The sequence below is a fragment of the Streptomyces sp. NPDC024632 genome, assembly GCF_055559175.1.
The window spans coordinates 46,711-62,647 of sequence record NZ_JBVHLD010000020.1 but is presented as its reverse complement, the minus strand read 5'-3'; the positions used below and the strand labels follow the sequence as shown (position 1 = coordinate 62,647).

At 71.4% G+C, this 15,937-nt stretch carries 14 protein-coding genes; 8 read left to right on the top strand and 6 right to left on the bottom strand.

Annotation, left to right across the window (positions count from 1 at the left end):
• The first annotated feature begins 179 nt into the window (after nucleotides 1-179).
• Nucleotides 180-956 (top strand): SDR family oxidoreductase, encoded by a 777-nt coding sequence (locus tag ACZ37P_RS32360; protein WP_401307460.1) that lies wholly within the window; start codon nucleotides 180-182, stop codon nucleotides 954-956.
• Nucleotides 957-973: 17 nt separating this feature from the next.
• Here ACZ37P_RS32360 and ACZ37P_RS32355 read toward each other — a convergent pair whose 3' ends face one another.
• Nucleotides 974-1,294, bottom strand: a complete 321-nt coding sequence (locus ACZ37P_RS32355) for a DMT family transporter (protein WP_188280976.1) — start codon at nucleotides 1,292-1,294, stop codon at nucleotides 974-976.
• Nucleotides 1,295-1,591: 297 nt separating this feature from the next.
• Between ACZ37P_RS32355 and ACZ37P_RS32350 the strand changes: the two genes are divergently transcribed.
• Nucleotides 1,592-2,278, top strand: a complete 687-nt coding sequence (locus tag ACZ37P_RS32350) for a TetR/AcrR family transcriptional regulator (protein WP_355334974.1) — start codon at nucleotides 1,592-1,594, stop codon at nucleotides 2,276-2,278.
• Between the two features lie 35 nt (nucleotides 2,279-2,313).
• On the opposite strand, the gene ACZ37P_RS32345 is transcribed toward ACZ37P_RS32350, so the two are convergent.
• Nucleotides 2,314-3,051, bottom strand: coding sequence for an SDR family NAD(P)-dependent oxidoreductase (locus tag ACZ37P_RS32345; protein WP_467349921.1), 738 nt, complete (start codon nucleotides 3,049-3,051; stop codon nucleotides 2,314-2,316).
• 91 nt (nucleotides 3,052-3,142) lie between these two features.
• On the opposite strand from ACZ37P_RS32345, the gene ACZ37P_RS32340 reads away from it, so the two are divergent.
• Nucleotides 3,143-4,006 (top strand): LysR family transcriptional regulator, encoded by an 864-nt coding sequence (locus ACZ37P_RS32340; RefSeq protein ID WP_391047816.1) that lies wholly within the window; start codon nucleotides 3,143-3,145, stop codon nucleotides 4,004-4,006.
• Nucleotides 4,007-4,048: 42 nt separating this feature from the next.
• Here the strand turns inward: ACZ37P_RS32340 and ACZ37P_RS32335 are convergent, their stop codons facing one another.
• Nucleotides 4,049-4,720 carry an SGNH/GDSL hydrolase family protein gene (locus tag ACZ37P_RS32335; protein WP_355334983.1) on the bottom strand — a complete coding sequence of 224 codons (672 nt, stop codon included), beginning with the start codon at nucleotides 4,718-4,720 and terminating at the stop codon, nucleotides 4,049-4,051.
• A gap of 311 nt (nucleotides 4,721-5,031) precedes the next feature.
• Here ACZ37P_RS32335 and ACZ37P_RS32330 point away from each other — a divergent pair, with 311 nt between their 5' ends.
• Nucleotides 5,032-5,565, top strand: a complete 534-nt coding sequence (locus ACZ37P_RS32330; protein ID WP_467349918.1) for a PH domain-containing protein — start codon at nucleotides 5,032-5,034, stop codon at nucleotides 5,563-5,565.
• An 86-nt stretch (nucleotides 5,566-5,651) separates the two neighbouring features.
• Here the strand turns inward: ACZ37P_RS32330 and ACZ37P_RS32325 are convergent, their stop codons facing one another.
• From ACZ37P_RS32325 to ACZ37P_RS32315, 3 genes are read right to left on the bottom strand one after another with little or no spacing between them, the layout of a single operon-like run.
• Nucleotides 5,652-8,408: an alkaline phosphatase family protein gene (locus ACZ37P_RS32325; RefSeq protein ID WP_467349916.1), complete on the bottom strand. Its 2,757-nt coding sequence runs from the start codon at nucleotides 8,406-8,408 to the stop codon at nucleotides 5,652-5,654.
• A 4-nt stretch (nucleotides 8,409-8,412) separates the two neighbouring features.
• On the bottom strand, nucleotides 8,413-9,819 hold the full coding sequence (locus ACZ37P_RS32320) for an ABC transporter permease (protein ID WP_467349915.1): 1,407 nt from the start codon (nucleotides 9,817-9,819) through the stop codon (nucleotides 8,413-8,415).
• The gene (locus ACZ37P_RS32315; protein WP_391162667.1) at nucleotides 9,816-10,754 is read right to left on the bottom strand and encodes an ABC transporter ATP-binding protein; all 939 of its coding nucleotides are present in this window, start codon (nucleotides 10,752-10,754) and stop codon (nucleotides 9,816-9,818) included. Before ACZ37P_RS32315 ends, ACZ37P_RS32320 begins: the two co-directional genes overlap by 4 nt.
• A 506-nt stretch (nucleotides 10,755-11,260) precedes the next feature.
• Between ACZ37P_RS32315 and ACZ37P_RS32310 the strand changes: the two genes are divergently transcribed.
• The 4 genes from ACZ37P_RS32310 to ACZ37P_RS32295 all read left to right on the top strand — a co-directional run bounded on the left by ACZ37P_RS32310 (nucleotide 11,261) and on the right by ACZ37P_RS32295 (nucleotide 15,755).
• The gene (locus ACZ37P_RS32310) at nucleotides 11,261-12,823 is read left to right on the top strand and encodes a phospholipase C (protein WP_467349913.1); all 1,563 of its coding nucleotides are present in this window, start codon (nucleotides 11,261-11,263) and stop codon (nucleotides 12,821-12,823) included.
• A gap of 314 nt (nucleotides 12,824-13,137) precedes the next feature.
• The gene (locus ACZ37P_RS32305) at nucleotides 13,138-13,917 is read left to right on the top strand and encodes a FadR/GntR family transcriptional regulator (RefSeq protein ID WP_467349911.1); all 780 of its coding nucleotides are present in this window, start codon (nucleotides 13,138-13,140) and stop codon (nucleotides 13,915-13,917) included.
• Nucleotides 13,918-14,259: 342 nt separating this feature from the next.
• Nucleotides 14,260-14,868: a superoxide dismutase gene (locus ACZ37P_RS32300; protein ID WP_467349910.1), complete on the top strand. Its 609-nt coding sequence runs from the start codon at nucleotides 14,260-14,262 to the stop codon at nucleotides 14,866-14,868.
• A 527-nt stretch (nucleotides 14,869-15,395) separates the two neighbouring features.
• Entirely contained in the window at nucleotides 15,396-15,755 is a 360-nt protein-coding gene (locus ACZ37P_RS32295) for a hypothetical protein (protein WP_467349909.1), read from the top strand.
• The last annotated feature ends 182 nt before the right edge of the window (nucleotides 15,756-15,937 follow it).

Below are 15,937 nucleotides of genomic sequence, written 5' to 3'. Positions count from 1 at the left end.
GGCCGCGCGCGTCGTGACTGGCCCTGTCAGTACCTGCCTCGCCGGTGCGGGTCAGGCCGTTACCTGCCTGCTCAGGGCACTTTTCGGCGCTCCGCGGCGGCGGCCCGGGTGGTGTGCTGGACGGCAGGCGGACCGAGGGTCCGCCGCCGCATCACACCGAACACGAAAGGTGGACAGCCATGTCCGCGCACGACATCAGCAAGCCCCTCACCGGCCGGGTGGCGGTCGTCACCGGCGCCTCCAGCGGTCTCGGCGAGGCGTCCGCGGAGCACCTGGCGGAACTCGGCGCGAAGGTCGCGGTGCTGGCCCGCCGCACCGACCGGCTGGACGACCTGGTCGCCCGGATCACCAAGAACGGCGGCGCCGCGCTGGCCCTGCCGGTCGACGTCACCGACCCGGAAGCCCTGCTGGCCGCCGCCGACCGGGTCGCGGCCGAACTGGGCGGCGCCGACCTGCTGTTCAACAACGCGGGCGTGATGCTGCCCTCGCCGATCGAGGAGCTGCGCACCGACCTGTGGCAGCGGCAGATCGACCTCAACGTCAAGGGCCTGATGAACGCGATCGGCGCCTTCACCCCGCAGTTGATCGCCGCCGCGGCCGAGCGCGGCGTCGCCGACCTGATCAACACCTCGTCCATCGGCGCGCGGAACATCTTCCCGACCTTCGCCGTCTACTGCGGGACGAAGGCGTTCGTGACGCATCTGTCCACGAATCTGCGGGTCGAACTCGGCCCGAAGAACGTGCGCGTCACCTCCCTGGAGCCGGGCATCGTCGGCACCGAACTCCAGACCCACGTCACGGACGCGGGCGCGCTGGAGTGGCTGGACGGCGCCCGGCGGTCGATGGAGTTCCTGGAGGCCGGGGACATCGCCAGGACCGTCGGTTTCATCGCGACGCTGCCGCCGCGGGTCAACATCCAGCAGGTCACCGTCATGCCGACGGGACAGCCGAGCTGACCCGTCGGCAGCGCCGGTCAGTGGCCGGAGGTCGCCTTCAGACCGACCACGGCGACCAGCAGCAGCGAGACGAAGAAGATCCGGGCGGCGGTCGTGGGCTCGCCGAGCACCGCCATGCCGACCACGGCCGCACCGGCCGCGCCGATGCCGACCCAGACGCCGTACGCCGTACCGATCGGCAGCGTCTTCGCCGCCTGGGAGAGCATCAGCATGCTCGCCACGATGCCCGCGCCGGTCAGCAGACTCGGGACGGGACGGGTGAAGCCGTCGGTGTACTTCATTCCGATCGACCAGGCCACTTCGAGCAGACCTGCGACAACAACAAGGACCCATGCCATGAGGGCACCTCCGTGGGTTTCGTGCTTACGGGGGTGCGCCGTCTTTGCAGGGTCCCGGTACGACGCGCTCGTCGGGTACTCATCCGACCATAGCAAATTCCGGCAATACGGCCACCGGCCGAGGTGCGGACCGGCCGCCGTTTCCGGGACAGTCCCGGAGTCGCACCCCGTATGCGTACGGCGTATACCTTGATCCTCGGCGGCACCGTTCGCGGCTGTATACGCAGTACGCTGCGTAGTGGCGGCGGCGAGGAATCCGGTGTCGCTCAGGCTGTCGACCAGGAGGTGGCGGGACCCGTGGCGGCTCACAAGCGCTTGAACAGGGACGAGCTGATTTCCACCGCGCTCGCCGTGGCCGACAGCGAAGGTCTCGAAGCCGTCACCATCCGGCGGGTCGCCCAGCAGCACGACGTGACGCCGATGGCGCTGTACCGGCACTTCCCGGACAAGGACGGGCTGTTCGACGCGGTCACCGAGCGGCTGCTGACCGACGTCCGGGTCCCGGAGCCGGACGAGCGGCCGTGGCACGAGCAGATGAACGACCTGCTGAGCGGTTTCCTCGCGGCGCTGCGCCCGCACCCCAACGCCGCCGGTCTGGTGATCACCCGGATCTTCGCCTCGGAGCCCGGTCTCGTCGTCACCGAACGCACCCTCGCGCTGCTCTCCGCGGCCGGTCTGCCGGTCGAGCAGGGCGCGCAGACCGCCGGTCAGGCGCTGTGCTCGCTGGTGACCCTGGTCATCACCGAGCCCGGCCGCAGCAATCCGGCCCTGGACCCCGAGTCCCGCGAGGAGGCCGTCAGCGCGAAGAAGGCGAGCCTGCTCGACCTCTCCCCCGACCGGTACCCGCACGTCGTGGCCGCCGCCGACGCGCTCTTGTCGTGCGCGAGCAACGACGCGTACTACCGGCGCGGTGTCGACATGATCGTCGCGGGCATGCGCGGCACGGCGCAGGACGCCCTCGCGGCCGAGGCCGTCACCGGCTGACCCGGCGCGCCCTCGGGACTCGGTGCTGGAAGCCGTTACCAGGGGACGACGCCGGCGTCCTCGAAGAACCCGCCGGTCGGGCCGCCGTCGGGCAGGGTGGCGAGGCGGATGGGAGTGGCCGCGCCCTGCTGGGGGGTGCGGGGGCCGAGGAAGCCGGTGAAGTCGGTCGCGACCAGGCCGGGGCAGGCGGCGTTGATCAGGATGTTCGTACCGGTGAACTGCCGGGCGTAGTGCACGGTGACGGCGTTGAGGAACGTCTTCGTCGGCGAGTAGGCCGCCATGACCGGGCCGATCTCGACGTCCGGGTCCGCCTGCCGGGTCAGGGAGGCGACGCTGCTGGAGACGTTGACGACGCGCGGCGACGCGGAGCGCCGCAGAAGGGGCAGCATCGCGTTGGTCACGCGGATGACGCCGAGGACGTTGGTCTCCACGACCGTGCGGACCAGGTCGAGGTCGAGCGTCGTCGGGTCCTGCGTCCACCCCGGCCCCGTCGGTCCTGAGATACCGGCGTTGTTGACCAGGGCGTCCAGGCGGCCCTCCCGCCGCTCGACGAGTTCCGCGGCGTCGGTGACGCTGCGGTCGCCGGTCACGTCCAGCGGCACCCCGAAGGCGTCCACCCCCGCGGCGCGCAGCTTGTCGACGGCGGCTTCGAGGCGGCCCCCGTCACGCGCTCCCACGCCCACCCGGTAGCCGAGGGCGCCGAGGCCGCTCGCGATCTCGTAGCCGATTCCCTTGTTCGCGCCGGTCACCAGCGCGATCTTCGTTTCGCTCATACCGTCGATGCTCGCCCGCGGCCGGGCCGCGCATCCAACACCGATACGGTGCTCTGTCATACCCGGCAGGTATCACACGTACGCTGGGGTCATGGACACCTTGGAGATCCGCGAGCTTCGGTACTTCACGGCGGTCGCCGAGGAACTGCACTTCGGCCGCGCCGCCGAGCGCCTCGGCATGGCCCAGCCACCGCTGTCCCGCGCGATCCAGCAGCTCGAACGGCGGCTCGGCGTCACGCTGCTGATCCGCGACCGCCGCGGGGTCGCTCTGACCGGCGCCGGTCAGGTGCTGCTGCACGAGGGCCGCGCGGCCCTGGACGCGACGGCCGCCGCCGCGCGCCGTACCCGCCGGGCCGGTGACGCCGACCGCGCGGGCGGGGCCCGCGACCGTCTGGTCCTGGCGGTGAAGGCCGCCGCGTCGCACGAGTTGCTGCACAAGCTCCTGGACGCCTACGCGGCCGAGCCGGACGCCGCCGAGATCGAGGTGCTGCCGAGCGGCACGTGCGAGCAGGGCGAGATGCTGCGCGACGGCCGCGCCGACGTGGCGCTCATGCACAAGCCGTTCAACTCCCTCGCCGGATTCGACAGCGAGGAACTGATGACCGAGGGCCAGATCGCCATCCTGCCCGCAGGGCACCCCTTGGCCACGCGCAAGGTCCTGTCGCTGGCCGACGTCAGCGACCTCCCCGATCTCCCGCTCGCCCGCTGGGCCCACGACGGCACGTATCCCCCAGGCCCTGGCCCCGAGATCCACGACCAGACGCAACTGGCCCAGCTCATCGCCCTCGGCCGCACCATGGCCGTCTTCCCCGACTCCGCCCGCGCCTGGCTGTGGGCCGAGCACACCGCCGTCCCGCTCAGCGACGCTCCGCCCGTCGTCACCCACATCGCCTGGCCCGCCCACAGCCGCTCCCTCCCCCTCGCCGCCCTGGTCCGCACGGCCACCCGGCTGTGAGCCGGGTGGCCCTGGCGACCGGCAAGCGGCCGGGCGCGGGGGTCAGGCCCGCTCGGGGAGCGCCGCTCCGACCGCGGTGAGCCAGGCGTCGGCGAGCAGGGCGTGACCGTCCGGGGTCAGGTGGATGCCGTCGTCGGTCCACTTGCGGGGACCGGCGTCGGCGGCGGCCCGCGTCATCAGCGCGTCGGCGGGGACGAGGGTGGCGGAGAAGTCGGCGGCCAGTCGCCGTACCACCGCCAGCTTGCCGTCCAGGTCGTCGCGGAACGCCAGTTGGTCCTCGCTGACGGGCATCACGAACGGCTCGATCAGCACCAGCGCGCTGCCCCGGTCGGCGGCCTGGCCGAGCACGGTGCGGTAGTGGTCCTCGTACTCCTCGTCGGAGGTGGGGTCGTCGCTGTCGAAGCGGCGCCACACCTCGTTGATCCCGACCAGGACGGACACCACGTCGGCGCCGACCGCCAGGCAGTCCCGGTCCCAGCGGCCCCGCAGATCGACCGCGCGGTTGCCGCTGATGCCCCGGTTGACGAAGCGGACCCCGGAGCCGGGGTGCCCGGCCGCGTACCGCTCGGCCACCATCGCCGCGTAGCCGTCGCCGAGGGAGTCGGGCGCGTCCAGGTCACGACCGCAGTCGGTGATGCTGTCGCCGATGAAGAGCACGACGCCGTCGTCCGGAACGAGATTCGGGCGGACCTGCGGGCTCAGAGGGGACGTCATGATCGGGCCTTTCCCGTGCCGACACGCGTTTCGCTGTTCGTACCACCGTTCGGATCGCCCACTGTACGGTCCCCGACCTGCCCGTTCGCGACCGGCCACCCGCCGACCAGCGGCCCGCCCAGCCGGATTCCGTCCGCACCTGCCGGTACCAACGGCGATGGACGGCGGGTTCGACACACAACACGGCGGCACCGGCCGCGCCGCGACGTGGTCGGCGGGGGGCGGGGGGCGGGGGGCGGAAACGTAACGGGGCTGTACCGGGCTTCCGGCCGCGGTGTTCGACGTCAGAGCCGTATGCCAATATGCGCAGCATGCCTTCCGTGGACCGCTATCTCACCGATGACGAAGAACTCATATACGTCACCCGGCAGCACTGGACTCAACTCGTCGGCGAGTTCGTGGTGTTGTGTGTGACATGGGCGGCGGCGGGCGCGCTGCTGTGGGTGCTGCCCTCCGGCAAGAGCTGGACGGACGCCGCCAGGTACGTGGTGCTCGGTGTGGCCGCGCTCGTGTCGCTGTGGTTCTGGCTGATCAAGCTCATGAAGTGGCGCGGCACCCTCTACATCCTGACCACCAAGCGGGTCCACACGCGGGTCGGCTTCGTGAACAAGACCGGGCGCAGCATCCCGCTGGCCCGGATCAACGACATCTCGTTCGCCGCCTCCCTGTGGGAGCGGATCATCCGGTGCGGCACGCTCAAGATCGAGTCGGCCTCCGAGCAGGGCCTGCTGACCCTGAAGCACATTCCGGACCCCGAGGGCCTGAAGAGGACCATCTACGAGGCGATGGACGGCGACCAGGAGCACCGCTACGGCGCCGAGGAGCGGATCTCGCGTTCCCGCTGACGGAAAGACGGCAGGACGACAGAAGAGCCCCTGGGCGGCGGTGACGCCGGCCAGGGGCCCTTTCGCGATCGATCCGGCTCGGACCGTCAGCCGTCGTTCTCCGACGACGGGATGTAGGCGCCCGGTACGTCGTTCGGCGCGAAGATCCTGGCCTCGCCGGGGTACGGCTTGGTCCAGTTGTGCGTCTGGTACCAGGTGAGGTGGTTCATCTGCGCCGGGTTGGCGTAGTCGGGCACCGCGTTGGGGCCGGTCAGGCGCTGCTGGGACTTCCAGGTGTCCCACTGGTCCGCGAGCCGCTTCTCGGCCGCCGGGACCGCCGCCGCCGGCACCGCCGCCGCGTTGGGGTCCTGCGCCGCCGGGGTGTCGACGCCGCAGGAGGGCGGGGTGGACAGACCGTCGGTGAGCGAGGTGCGATTGGCCAGCGCGTTGAACGGCGCGAGGTCGGGCTTCTTGGTGAAGGCCGCGGTCATCGGGCTGGCCGCCGTGTCCTTCTGGTTCATCGGGTGGACCCCGAGGATCTGCTCGATGGTGCGGATCATCGTGATCTGCGAGTAGTAGTGGTTGTCGACGACGCCGTGCCGGGCGTACGGGCTGATGATCTGGATCGGGGCGCGGTGGCCGTCGATGTGGTCGAGACCGGCCTGGGAGTCGTCCTCGACCACGAAGATGGCGGAGTCCTTCCAGTACCTGCTGTGCGAGATCTCGTCGACCATCTTGCCGACCGCGAGGTCGTTGTCGGCGACCTGCGCGGCCGGGCTCGCGGGACCGCCGGTGTGGTCGCTGGAGAGCCAGAACATGTTCAGGTTCGCCGGACCGTTCTTCTCGAAGTCCTGCTTCCAGATCTGGTACCGGTAGACGTCGGGGACGCTGGTGTCGAACTTCGGGAAGCCCGGCACGGACACGGCGTTGAGCGACGGGATCGGCGAGGAGGAGTCCAGCGGGTAGGCGGTGTCCTTCCCGGTGGCGTCCATGGTCTTGGCGTCGCAGTACAGGTTCTGCCAGCTCGCGTCGGCGGGTTTGGTCAGGAACTGCTGGAACTCCCCGAAGTCCCGCACCGACTTGCCCGCCGCCTGCGCGCCGGTCCACAGGAATCCGCTTCGCTGGTGGCCGAGCGCGTCGTCCTCGGTGTCGTAACTGCGCAGGTACTCACCGGCGGAGGACTCGGTGTACTCCGGATTGTCCGCCTGCATCAGCCAGTTGTGGCCCTCGGCGGAGTTGGTGCCGATGTCGTACGTGTTGTCGTACAGCCCGAACTGGCGCGCCAGCGCGTGCTGGTTGGGTGTCACGTTCTCGCCGAACTGGGTCAGCGACGGGTCGCCGTCGCCCTGCGGGAGGTCGCCGAGGATCTGGTCGTAGGTCCGGTTCTCCTTGACGATCAGGAAGACGTGCTTGATCGTCGAGGGGTCGCCGAGCCGCGCGGGGACCGGCACCGGCTTCGCGTGGCCCTTGGACGCGGCCTCCTTGAGCGAGCCGTTGGTCCAGCCGTTCTGGCGGAAGACCTTGGCCGTCTGGGACGCGATGACACGGTCGTTCGGCAGCGTGAAGTGCTGCACGCTCGACGTGGTGTCGTGGGTGCCGTGCCCGGCGGCGGTGGTGGGCCGACGGGCGTCCACGCCGCGGGTGTTGGAGACGACCACCTGCTTGCCGACGGTCGCGATCTCGGCCGGGAAGTAGTCCGTCGGGAGCAGTCCGACGTAACTGACCGGCTCCTGCGGGGTCGTGTAGCGGTAGACGGCGACGGCGTTGGCGCGGCCGAGCGTCACCAGGAGGTGCCCGTCGTCGGTGAGGGTCACGGCGTCGGGTTCGTAGCCCACCGACGCCTCGGGCCACGGCCGGGTGGCGATGGTCTGCACGACCTTGTCATTGGCCGTCCTGATCACCGACACGTCGTTGGTCGCGGTGTTGGTGACGAACACCGCTCCCTTCTTGGCGTAGACCGCGGTCGGGTGCAGCCCGACGGTGATGCTGGCCGGCGCGGCGTCGGGCTTGGCCAGGTTGATGACACTGACCGTGCCGGTCGTGGTGGCGGCGGTCACCGGGTCGGCGGCCACCTGGGTGTTGTACGAGTTGATGGTGGTCTCGCCGGGACGCGCCGGACGTCCGCCCTCGTTGCTGACGTACAGCTTGTCGCCGACCCGGGCGATGCCGCGCGGGGCGTTGCCGACGGGCCAGCTCCGCTGGACGGATCCGGTCGCGGCGTTGATGGCGACCACGCGGTTCTGGCCGTTGACCACGCTGTACACGGTGGCGCCGTCGGGCGAGAAGACCGCCGCGCTCGCCAGCGCGTGCCGGGGACCGTCGGCGGGGATCTTGACGGCCGTCGGGTGGGCGAGGCTGCCGTCCGCGTTCACGGTGAACTTGGTGTATCCGTCGGTCTGGCCGAGCCACAACTGCGAGCCGTCGGGCGAGTACGCGGGGCTTTCCTGTCCCACGTCATTGCCGCTGATCCGCAGATCGGCCGCGGCGGAGTTGCCGATGAGCTGCTGCACCTTCCAGCTCTTCAGGTCCACGACGGACAGCGCCATCCCGCCGTCGGTGACCGCGGCCGCCAGGTGGGTGCCGTCCGGGCTGACGGTGGACGACATGATCTTGCCGTTGTTGACGACGAGGCGCTCGCCGTACGGGGCGATGTACTGGTCGCTGGAGATGACCTGGCCCCGGTCGGTGGTCTGCCCGACCTGCTCGGTGCCGAACTGGTGCGTCTGGGCGAACGCGGTGCCGGTGGCGGCGAGGGCGAGGGCGCTGACGCCCGACGTCACCAGGACCGCCCGGCGTCCGACGCGTTTGCCGAAAATGCTGAACTCCGGTTTCTCGGTACGCCTTCGGCGGCGAGCTACCTGCATGGAGTCATCCCTTCGAGGAGTGGAGCAGTTCGACGTTGCCGTCGAACTGCCAGAGCGGGTTCGGCGCGTCCCCGACGGGGGTGCGCACGAGGAAGTAGCCGTTGACTTCCTTCGGCCCGTCGCCGTCGGCCACGAACCGCCCGTCCGCGGTGACGTCGAGTTGGTAGACAGCCGTCCCCGCGGCCGTGACGTCGGGGAGATGCCAGGTGACGACGCAGCGCCAGTCGTTGCCCGGACCCTCGGCGGCGACCTGGCCCCCGCCCCTGTTGCACGCCGCGGTGACGCGCAGGTGCTCCTCCGTCACGTCGGGGCGGTTCAGGTCGCCGGCCTGGACGCGGTAGAGGTGGGCGAACGCGGTGGCCACCGACCGCTGGATCTTGTCCTGGTCGATTCCGGAGCCCGTCGACGGGGTCGCCACGGCGATGACCGCGAAGGTCGCGGCCAACAGGCCGGTCAGCGGCAGGAGTCCGGCGGTGACGGCACGGCGCCCCGAGCCGTCGGAGGTGAGGTCGGTGAAATCGCGGCGCAGGAAGAGCAGACACGCGAGTCCCGTCGCGACCACGGCCCACACCACGCTCACCGCGATGCCGATCAGCAGCGGTTCGAGCTGTCCCGGACTGGTGAACAGACCGTTCCACGAGAGGAAGGCGTAGCCGGGCAGGGCCAGGCGCAGGGCGACGGGCAGCGGCAGCATCTGGGCGAGCTGCATCGCGAGCGCGACGAGCGCGGGCAGGAGCAGACCCATCGGGGACCGTCCCAGCGCGATCGACCCGAGGAGTCCGATCGCGGCCAGGGCGAGGGTCGGCGCGACGACACAGGCCCAGGCGAGGAGGACGTCACGCGCGGCGTCGGAAGGCGCCAGCAGGTGCCCGTCGAGGCCGACCAGCGGATGGTTGCCGACCGACAGCAGCCCGCCGACCACGCCGGAGGCGGCCAGCCCGGCCACGAGCAGCAGGATGACGGTGAGGCTGGCCAGTGCCTTCGCGGCGAAGATCCGCCCGGGCGACCTGACCGCCACCAGCAGGTGCCGCCAGGTGCCGAGCCGGTCCTCGGAGGCGAAGACGTCCCCGGCGACCAGCGAGGTGAGCAGCGGGAGCGCCCAGGTGCCGGAGAAGCCGAGCACCACCAGCGATCCGGCCCACCCCGTGGCATGCATCCAGCGGCCGAAGAGGGTGTCGGAGGGGAGCGTGCTCTGCTGGCTCACCGCGGCGACGAAGAGCGCGGGCGCGATCCAGCAGGCGAGCACCAGCAGGCGGATGCGCCACTGCGACACCAGCTTGACCAGTTCGAAGCGGTAGGCGCGGGCCACCGAGACGCGGCGGACTCCGGCCCCGTCGTCATGGGCGTCATGGCCGTCATGGCCGTCATGGCCATCAGCCGGGCGGTCGGTCGCGGACACGGTCGCGGTCATCGGGCCGCCTCCTGCTCGGTGAGGGCGAGGAACGCGGCTTCGAGGGGCGATTGCACCGGGCCCACCTCTCGTACGGCGACACCGTCACGGACGATCCGCGCCACCAGGTCGTCCAGGGCCGGCGTCGGCGCGCGGACGACGAGGACGTCGGCGCCGCGCCATGTCGCGGCCTCGTCCACGACACGCACACCGGCCGTGTCATGGGCCAGCCGGCTGGCGGCCCGCTGGTCCGAGGTCAGCAGCCGGTAGTCGAGTTCGCGGCTCTCGGCGGCCAGCTTGCCCAGCGGGCCGGAGAAGACGGTCCTTCCGGTGGCGAGGATGGTGACGTCGGAGCACAGCGCTTCGAGGTCGTCCATGCGGTGGCTGGAGAGCACGACCGCGGCGCCCTCGGCGGCGAGCCGGGTGAGGACACCGTGGACGTGCTTCTTCCCCGCCGGGTCGAGGCCGTTGGACGGTTCGTCGAGGACGAGCAGCCGGGGTGTGGTGAGCAGGGCCGCGGCGAGTCCGAGGCGCTGCCGCATGCCGAGGGAGAACCCGCGCGCCTTGTCGTCGGCGACGTCGGTGAGGCCGACCTGGTCGAGTACGTCGTCGATCCCCGCCGTCCGCGCGGCGCGTCCGCGCAGGGCGGCCAGCGCGGCCAGATTCTGCCGGGCGGTGAGCGAGGGGTACAGCCCCGGCCCGTCCACGAATCCGGCCACCCCCTCGGGAGCGGCGAGCAGCCGGCCGATCGGCGTGCCCAGGATGTCGAGGTGCCCGGCGTCGGCGACAGCCAGGCCCAGGAGCAGGCCCAACAACGTGGTCTTGCCAGCGCCGTTCGGTCCGACCAGGCCGTGGATCCGCCCCTGCGCGACGTCCAGATCCACGCCGTCGAGGGCGACGACGTCACCGAAGCACTTGGTGATCCCACGAGCCCGGACAGCAAGGAGAGTGTCCATGAGTCCCTTCTTTCACAGCCCTCAGGGACCCTAGGGACAGCACAATGCGCCGTCATGGACTACGAGTTGAACGCTGGAAGAACGACAGGAGACCCGCTCGCGGTGCACGCGTGCCCCACCCCGAGCCGCCGCACGCCGCCGCGCCGACGACCGCGACGGCGCCTTCCGCGACTACATCGCGGACTCGGCCAACAACGTGATCCGCCGGGTCGACGCGCGGACCGGGACCATCACGACCGTGGCGGGCGACCATACTGCCGACAAGGCGGACGACGGCCTCGGCGCGTTCTCCGGCGACGGCGGCGCGGCGACCTCCGGTCGACCGGTCCTCGGACCTGCTGTACCTCGCCGACACACGCAACAACGCGGTCGCCCAGGTGCTCGGTGTCGCCCGGTCCGGTGACGCGGCGGGGCCCGACGGCTCCGCGCGGTCACGGCGCCGCCCCGCGCGGTCCCGCCCCGCAGAAGTCCTGACCGGGTCCCACGAGACGGAGAGAAGACAGACGATGAGCAACACCGCTTCAGGCCGCTCGGGGATCTCCCGGCGCCGCTTCGTCGCCAGCGCCGCCGCGCTGGCGGGTGCCGCCGGGGTGGCGGGCGTGCTGCCCGAGAACCTCGCGCGGGCCGCGACCGCGGGGCCGGCCGAGGGGGACCTGTCCCAGATCAAGCACGTCGTGTACGTGATGATGGAGAACCGGTCGTTCGACCATTACTTCGGCACCTTTCCCGGTGCCCGCGGCTTCAACGACAAGACGGCGATCAAGCTGCCCAACGGCGACTCGGTCTTCCGGCAGCCCGATCCGGCCAACCCCGACGGGTATCTCGAACCGTTCCACATGTCCACGCTCAGCACCGGCGCCGCCGCGATCCCGTCGCTCTCCCACGACTGGCGCGACCAGCACGCCTCGTGGAACCAGGGCGCGATGGACGGCTGGCTGTCCGCGCACATCGCCTCGGACGGCGAGGTCAACGGCGCGTACACGATGGGCTACTTCACCCGCGAGGACATCCCGTTCCACTGGGCGCTCGCGGAGTCCTTCACGCTGCTGGACAACTACCACTGCTCCGTCCTGGGCCCGACCGACCCGAACCGGCTGGTGTGGATGTCCGGCACCAACGACCCGGAGGGCAAATTCGGCGGCCCCGTGCTGGAGACGGTCACGCCGAACCCGATGACCCACCCGTCGGCGGCGGAGATCCTCCACGACGCGGGGTACAGCGTCAAGACGTACTTCTCCGGCGCGACCACCGGGTTCAACGTCTTCGCCTGGTTCGCCAGCTTCAAGAACAAGGCGACCCTGCCCGTCGCCCTCCACACCGCCGTCATGACCGGCGGCACGCTCTACGGCGACGGCACACCGGGGCGGGTCGGCGATCCCACCCACCCGTCCCCGGCGTCCGACCCGGCGCTCGGTTTCGAGGAGGACTGCGCCAACGGCGTCCTCGCGGACGTGTCCTGGCTCTACATGCCGAGCGAGGCCGACGAGCACCCGCCGAATCTCCCGGCGGCCGGCGCGCAGTACCTGGCGTCCAAGCTGGAGGCGCTGGCCTCCAACGACGAGCTGTGGAACTCGACCGTCTTCGTTCTGAACTACGACGAGAACGACGGCTTCTTCGACCACGTCCCGCCGCCCGTCCCCAACCCCCGTACGTACCCGGAGGAGTTCGTCCACCTGACGTCGCCGAAGGGCACTCCGGGCGGGGGGCTGCCGGTCGGCGCGGGCTTCCGCGTGCCGTGCGTCATCGTCTCCCCCTGGACCGTGGGCGGCCGGATCTTCTCCGAGGTCTCCGACCACACCTCGGCGCTTCGGTTCATCGAGACCGTCACCGCGGCGGGCGGCCTGTCCGGCCACGGTCCGGTGACCTTCACCCCGATCAGCAAGTGGCGCCGCCGCACCTTCGGCGACCTCACCGGCGCCCTCCGCCTCCAGGACCGCAAACCCGCCCCGACCAGCCCGGAATTCGCCCCCGCCACGACGGCCGCCCACCTCGCCGCCCAGACCGCGGCCTCCACCCAGCCCATGCCCGCGCGACCGGGCGCCACCCAGTCCTTCCCTCCCCCGCGCTGACCCGCCGGGTGCGGCGGGTCCATCTCGGGCTGTGACCGGGCGGCTCGCCCGCGCAGGCCGTCAGCGCCCAGGCCGGCGGCAGGGCGCCCGCTATCGCCAGGAGACCGGGGAGGGGGCCGGGCGGCGCGGTCGAACACACTGGGAGAACATCCGCGCGCCGGAAGGCGGGAAAGGCTCAATACCGGGGCACACGGAGTCGATAGGGCCCGGAGGCCGACCTCACGGGGGAGCACGAGCCGGGCCCCAACCAGGGCCTATTGGTCATACCTTAATCAGCTACTATGGGGTCGTCCGCGTCTAGGGAAGGAACCCTTATGGCCGCTCGCCGTCCGACAGCGAGGACCGAGGACGGTCAGTCCGGCCGGCTCCTCAGCCCCGTGAACGACCGACGGATCTCCGCGCTGATCGTCGACCAGGTGCGCTCGCTCATCCATGAGGGCAAGTTGACGCCGGGCGACCGGCTCCCTCCGGAACGCGAGATGTGCGAGCGGTTCGGGGTCAGCCGGGTGACCGTGCGCGAGGCGCTGCGGGTGCTCGAGGCGGGCGGACTGGTCGAGATCCGGGTGGGCGCGCACGGCGGGGCGTTCGTCACCACGCCGAGCAGCGACCGGATCGGGGCGAGCATCACCGATCTGCTCACGCTCTCCTCGGTGTCGGCGGCCGATGTGACCCAGGTCCGGCTGGTCCTGGAGGTCGGCATCATGCCGCTGCTGTGCGCGACCGCGGACGACGAGGACATCGCCGCGCTCCAGGCGATCTGCGACCGGCAGGAGGAGGCGGTCGCGGGCGGCGACTACGACGTGTCGCTGTCCGCCGAATTCCATACGCGGCTGGCGGCGAGCACGCACAACAGCGCGTTCGAGATGCTGATCCACTCCTTCCACGGGCCGCAGTTGATATCACCCGCGACCGCGCAGCGGACGGCGCCCGAGAGGGGCAAGCGCGGCATGGAGGAGCACCGGGCGATCATCGCGGCCATCCGGGCGGACGACGTGGAGACCGGGCAGCGGATCATGCGCGAGCACCTGAGCAGGACCGCGGAGCGGCTCTGCCTGGACGAACCCAAGGCGGCGGGGCGGCGCAAGAAGCAGTAGGCGGCCGACTTCCGGCACGCGTGGCCGAGCCCCCTTCGACGCGGAGATCCGCGCCGAAGGGGGCTCCGGCGTTCCCGGCCCCCCCCCGCCCGCCCAGGTCGGCGGCATCGGAGCGCGGGCGGCGGGCACAGCAGTACGTCGGCGGGCGGGACCGGCGGGCCGGCGGGTTGCCGGTTGGAAAGACGATCAGCGTCGAGGAAGCGACTCTCCCGGGATGCTGTCGGGCCGACCCCGCCCGACACCATGCTGCTGCACATGTGCCGCTATTGCAACTCTCTCGCAATAAGGTCATAGGGTGGGTCGCGGCACGTATTCTCACTCTGTCGAAAGGGGCCGTGCCTGATGGGCACCTACGCGCTTCCTGACATGCCGTACGACTACTCCGCTCTGGAACCGGCCATCACCGGCGAAATCCTGGAGCTGCACCACGCCAAGCACCACGCCGCCTACGTCAAGGGCGCCAACGACACGCTGGAGCAGATCGCCGAGGCCCGCGAGAAGGAACAGCTCGCCCCGGCCCGGCTCGTGGGCCTGGAGAAGACCTTCGCCTTCAACCTCTCCGGCCACGTCCTGCACTCGATCTTCTGGGAGAATCTGTCCCCCGACGGCGGCGACCGCCCCGACGGCGCGCTGGCCACCGCCATCGAGGAGCACCTCGGCGGATTCGAGGCGTTCAAGAAGCACCTCACCGCCGCCACCGCGTCCGTCCAGGGCTCCGGCTGGGGCGTCCTGGCCTGGGAGCCGCTCGGCAAGCGGCTGATCGTGGAACAGGTCTACGACCACCACGGCAACGTCGGCCACGGCGCCACCCCGCTGCTGGTCTTCGACGCCTGGGAGCACGCCTACTACCTCCAGTACAAGAACATCCGCCCCGACTACGTCACCAAGCTCTGGGACCTCGTCAACTGGACCGACGTCAGCGCCCGTTACGCCAAGGCCACCGGCGCCTGACCCTCGTAGCACGCCGCACACCGGACGCCGTACGCCGCAGGGGCACCGCCGACCACGGCGGTGCCCCCGGCCGCTTCCCTGTCACTCCCCCACCGTTCCCGCGCGGACAGGAACTGCCGCGCGCGGCCCCGTCGTCTCCCCTGACGCGTAGCGACGGACGCGGCCGAGGGACGGCAACAGGGGGGCAGCACGGTGGAGTTCACCAGGAGCGGGCGGCTTCGCCGGAGCGGCAGACGCTGGGTGGGGCGGGGGGCGCCGGCGGCGGTCGGCGCCGCCGCATGGGCGGTGCTCGCGCGCGGCGATTCCCGGCAGACGGCTTATATCGCCCTGCTCCTGGCCGTGTTGTCCGTCCTCGCGGGTGCGCGGTCGCTGCGGAGGGCGAGCCTGCCGTTCTGGCTGCGGGTGGACGAGTACGGGATCACCCTCGATGAGCACCGGCTGGGCTGGGGTGAGATCGAAGGGGTCGGGCTGCGCTACGGACCGGCGGACCCGTCGGGGGCGTCCAACAGGTCGTCGCCCTCGGGCCGTTGGCCGGGCTCGGCGGTCTGTACGGCAGCGGTTGGCTCTTCTTGCGGTGGCTGTGTCCGCTGCTCCTGCGGATCGGCCCCGAGGGCATCGCGATGCGGGACTTCGGCGCCACCGACCTCGTCTTCCGCTGGGACCAGATCGCCGCGGTCACCGTCGGCCCGCGCCCGTACACCTCGGAAAAGCACCTGTGGCTGCTGGTCTGGCCGGTCCCCGGGGAGAGGTTCGCCCTGCCGCGCACCCACGTGGTCGACGGCCATGAGACGTACGCCCTGGTGGCGGTGCGCCGCCTGCGCGAGCCCGGCGAGGTCGAGCCGGTCGTCAGGCACTTCGCCCGCCGCCGCTACGCCGAACCGGCCTGACCGCGCCTGGCCACGTCCGACCCGCTCGACCGGTGCGGGGGGGGGAGGGGGGGGGGGGGGGGGGGGGGGGAGGTGGGTGGGGGGGGGGGGGGGGGGGGGGGGGGGGGGGGGGCGGTGGGGGGGGGGGGGGGAGGGGGGGGGGGGGGGGGGGTGGGTTGTGGGCAAGGGATGGACTCGTATGT

Coding starts and splice junctions, on each gene's coding strand:
- ACZ37P_RS32360 (WP_401307460.1), top strand. CDS start 180: ATGTCCGCGCACGACATCAGCAAGCCCCTCACCGGCCGGGTGGCGGTC.
- ACZ37P_RS32355 (WP_188280976.1), bottom strand. CDS start 1,294: ATGGCATGGGTCCTTGTTGTTGTCGCAGGTCTGCTCGAAGTGGCCTGG.
- ACZ37P_RS32345 (WP_467349921.1), bottom strand. CDS start 3,051: ATGAGCGAAACGAAGATCGCGCTGGTGACCGGCGCGAACAAGGGAATC.
- ACZ37P_RS32340 (WP_391047816.1), top strand. CDS start 3,143: ATGGACACCTTGGAGATCCGCGAGCTTCGGTACTTCACGGCGGTCGCC.
- ACZ37P_RS32335 (WP_355334983.1), bottom strand. CDS start 4,720: ATGACGTCCCCTCTGAGCCCGCAGGTCCGCCCGAATCTCGTTCCGGAC.
- ACZ37P_RS32330 (WP_467349918.1), top strand. CDS start 5,032: ATGCCTTCCGTGGACCGCTATCTCACCGATGACGAAGAACTCATATAC.
- ACZ37P_RS32325 (WP_467349916.1), bottom strand. CDS start 8,408: ATGCAGGTAGCTCGCCGCCGAAGGCGTACCGAGAAACCGGAGTTCAGC.
- ACZ37P_RS32320 (WP_467349915.1), bottom strand. CDS start 9,819: ATGACCGCGACCGTGTCCGCGACCGACCGCCCGGCTGATGGCCATGAC.
- ACZ37P_RS32315 (WP_391162667.1), bottom strand. CDS start 10,754: ATGGACACTCTCCTTGCTGTCCGGGCTCGTGGGATCACCAAGTGCTTC.
- ACZ37P_RS32310 (WP_467349913.1), top strand. CDS start 11,261: ATGAGCAACACCGCTTCAGGCCGCTCGGGGATCTCCCGGCGCCGCTTC.
- ACZ37P_RS32305 (WP_467349911.1), top strand. CDS start 13,138: ATGGCCGCTCGCCGTCCGACAGCGAGGACCGAGGACGGTCAGTCCGGC.
- ACZ37P_RS32300 (WP_467349910.1), top strand. CDS start 14,260: ATGGGCACCTACGCGCTTCCTGACATGCCGTACGACTACTCCGCTCTG.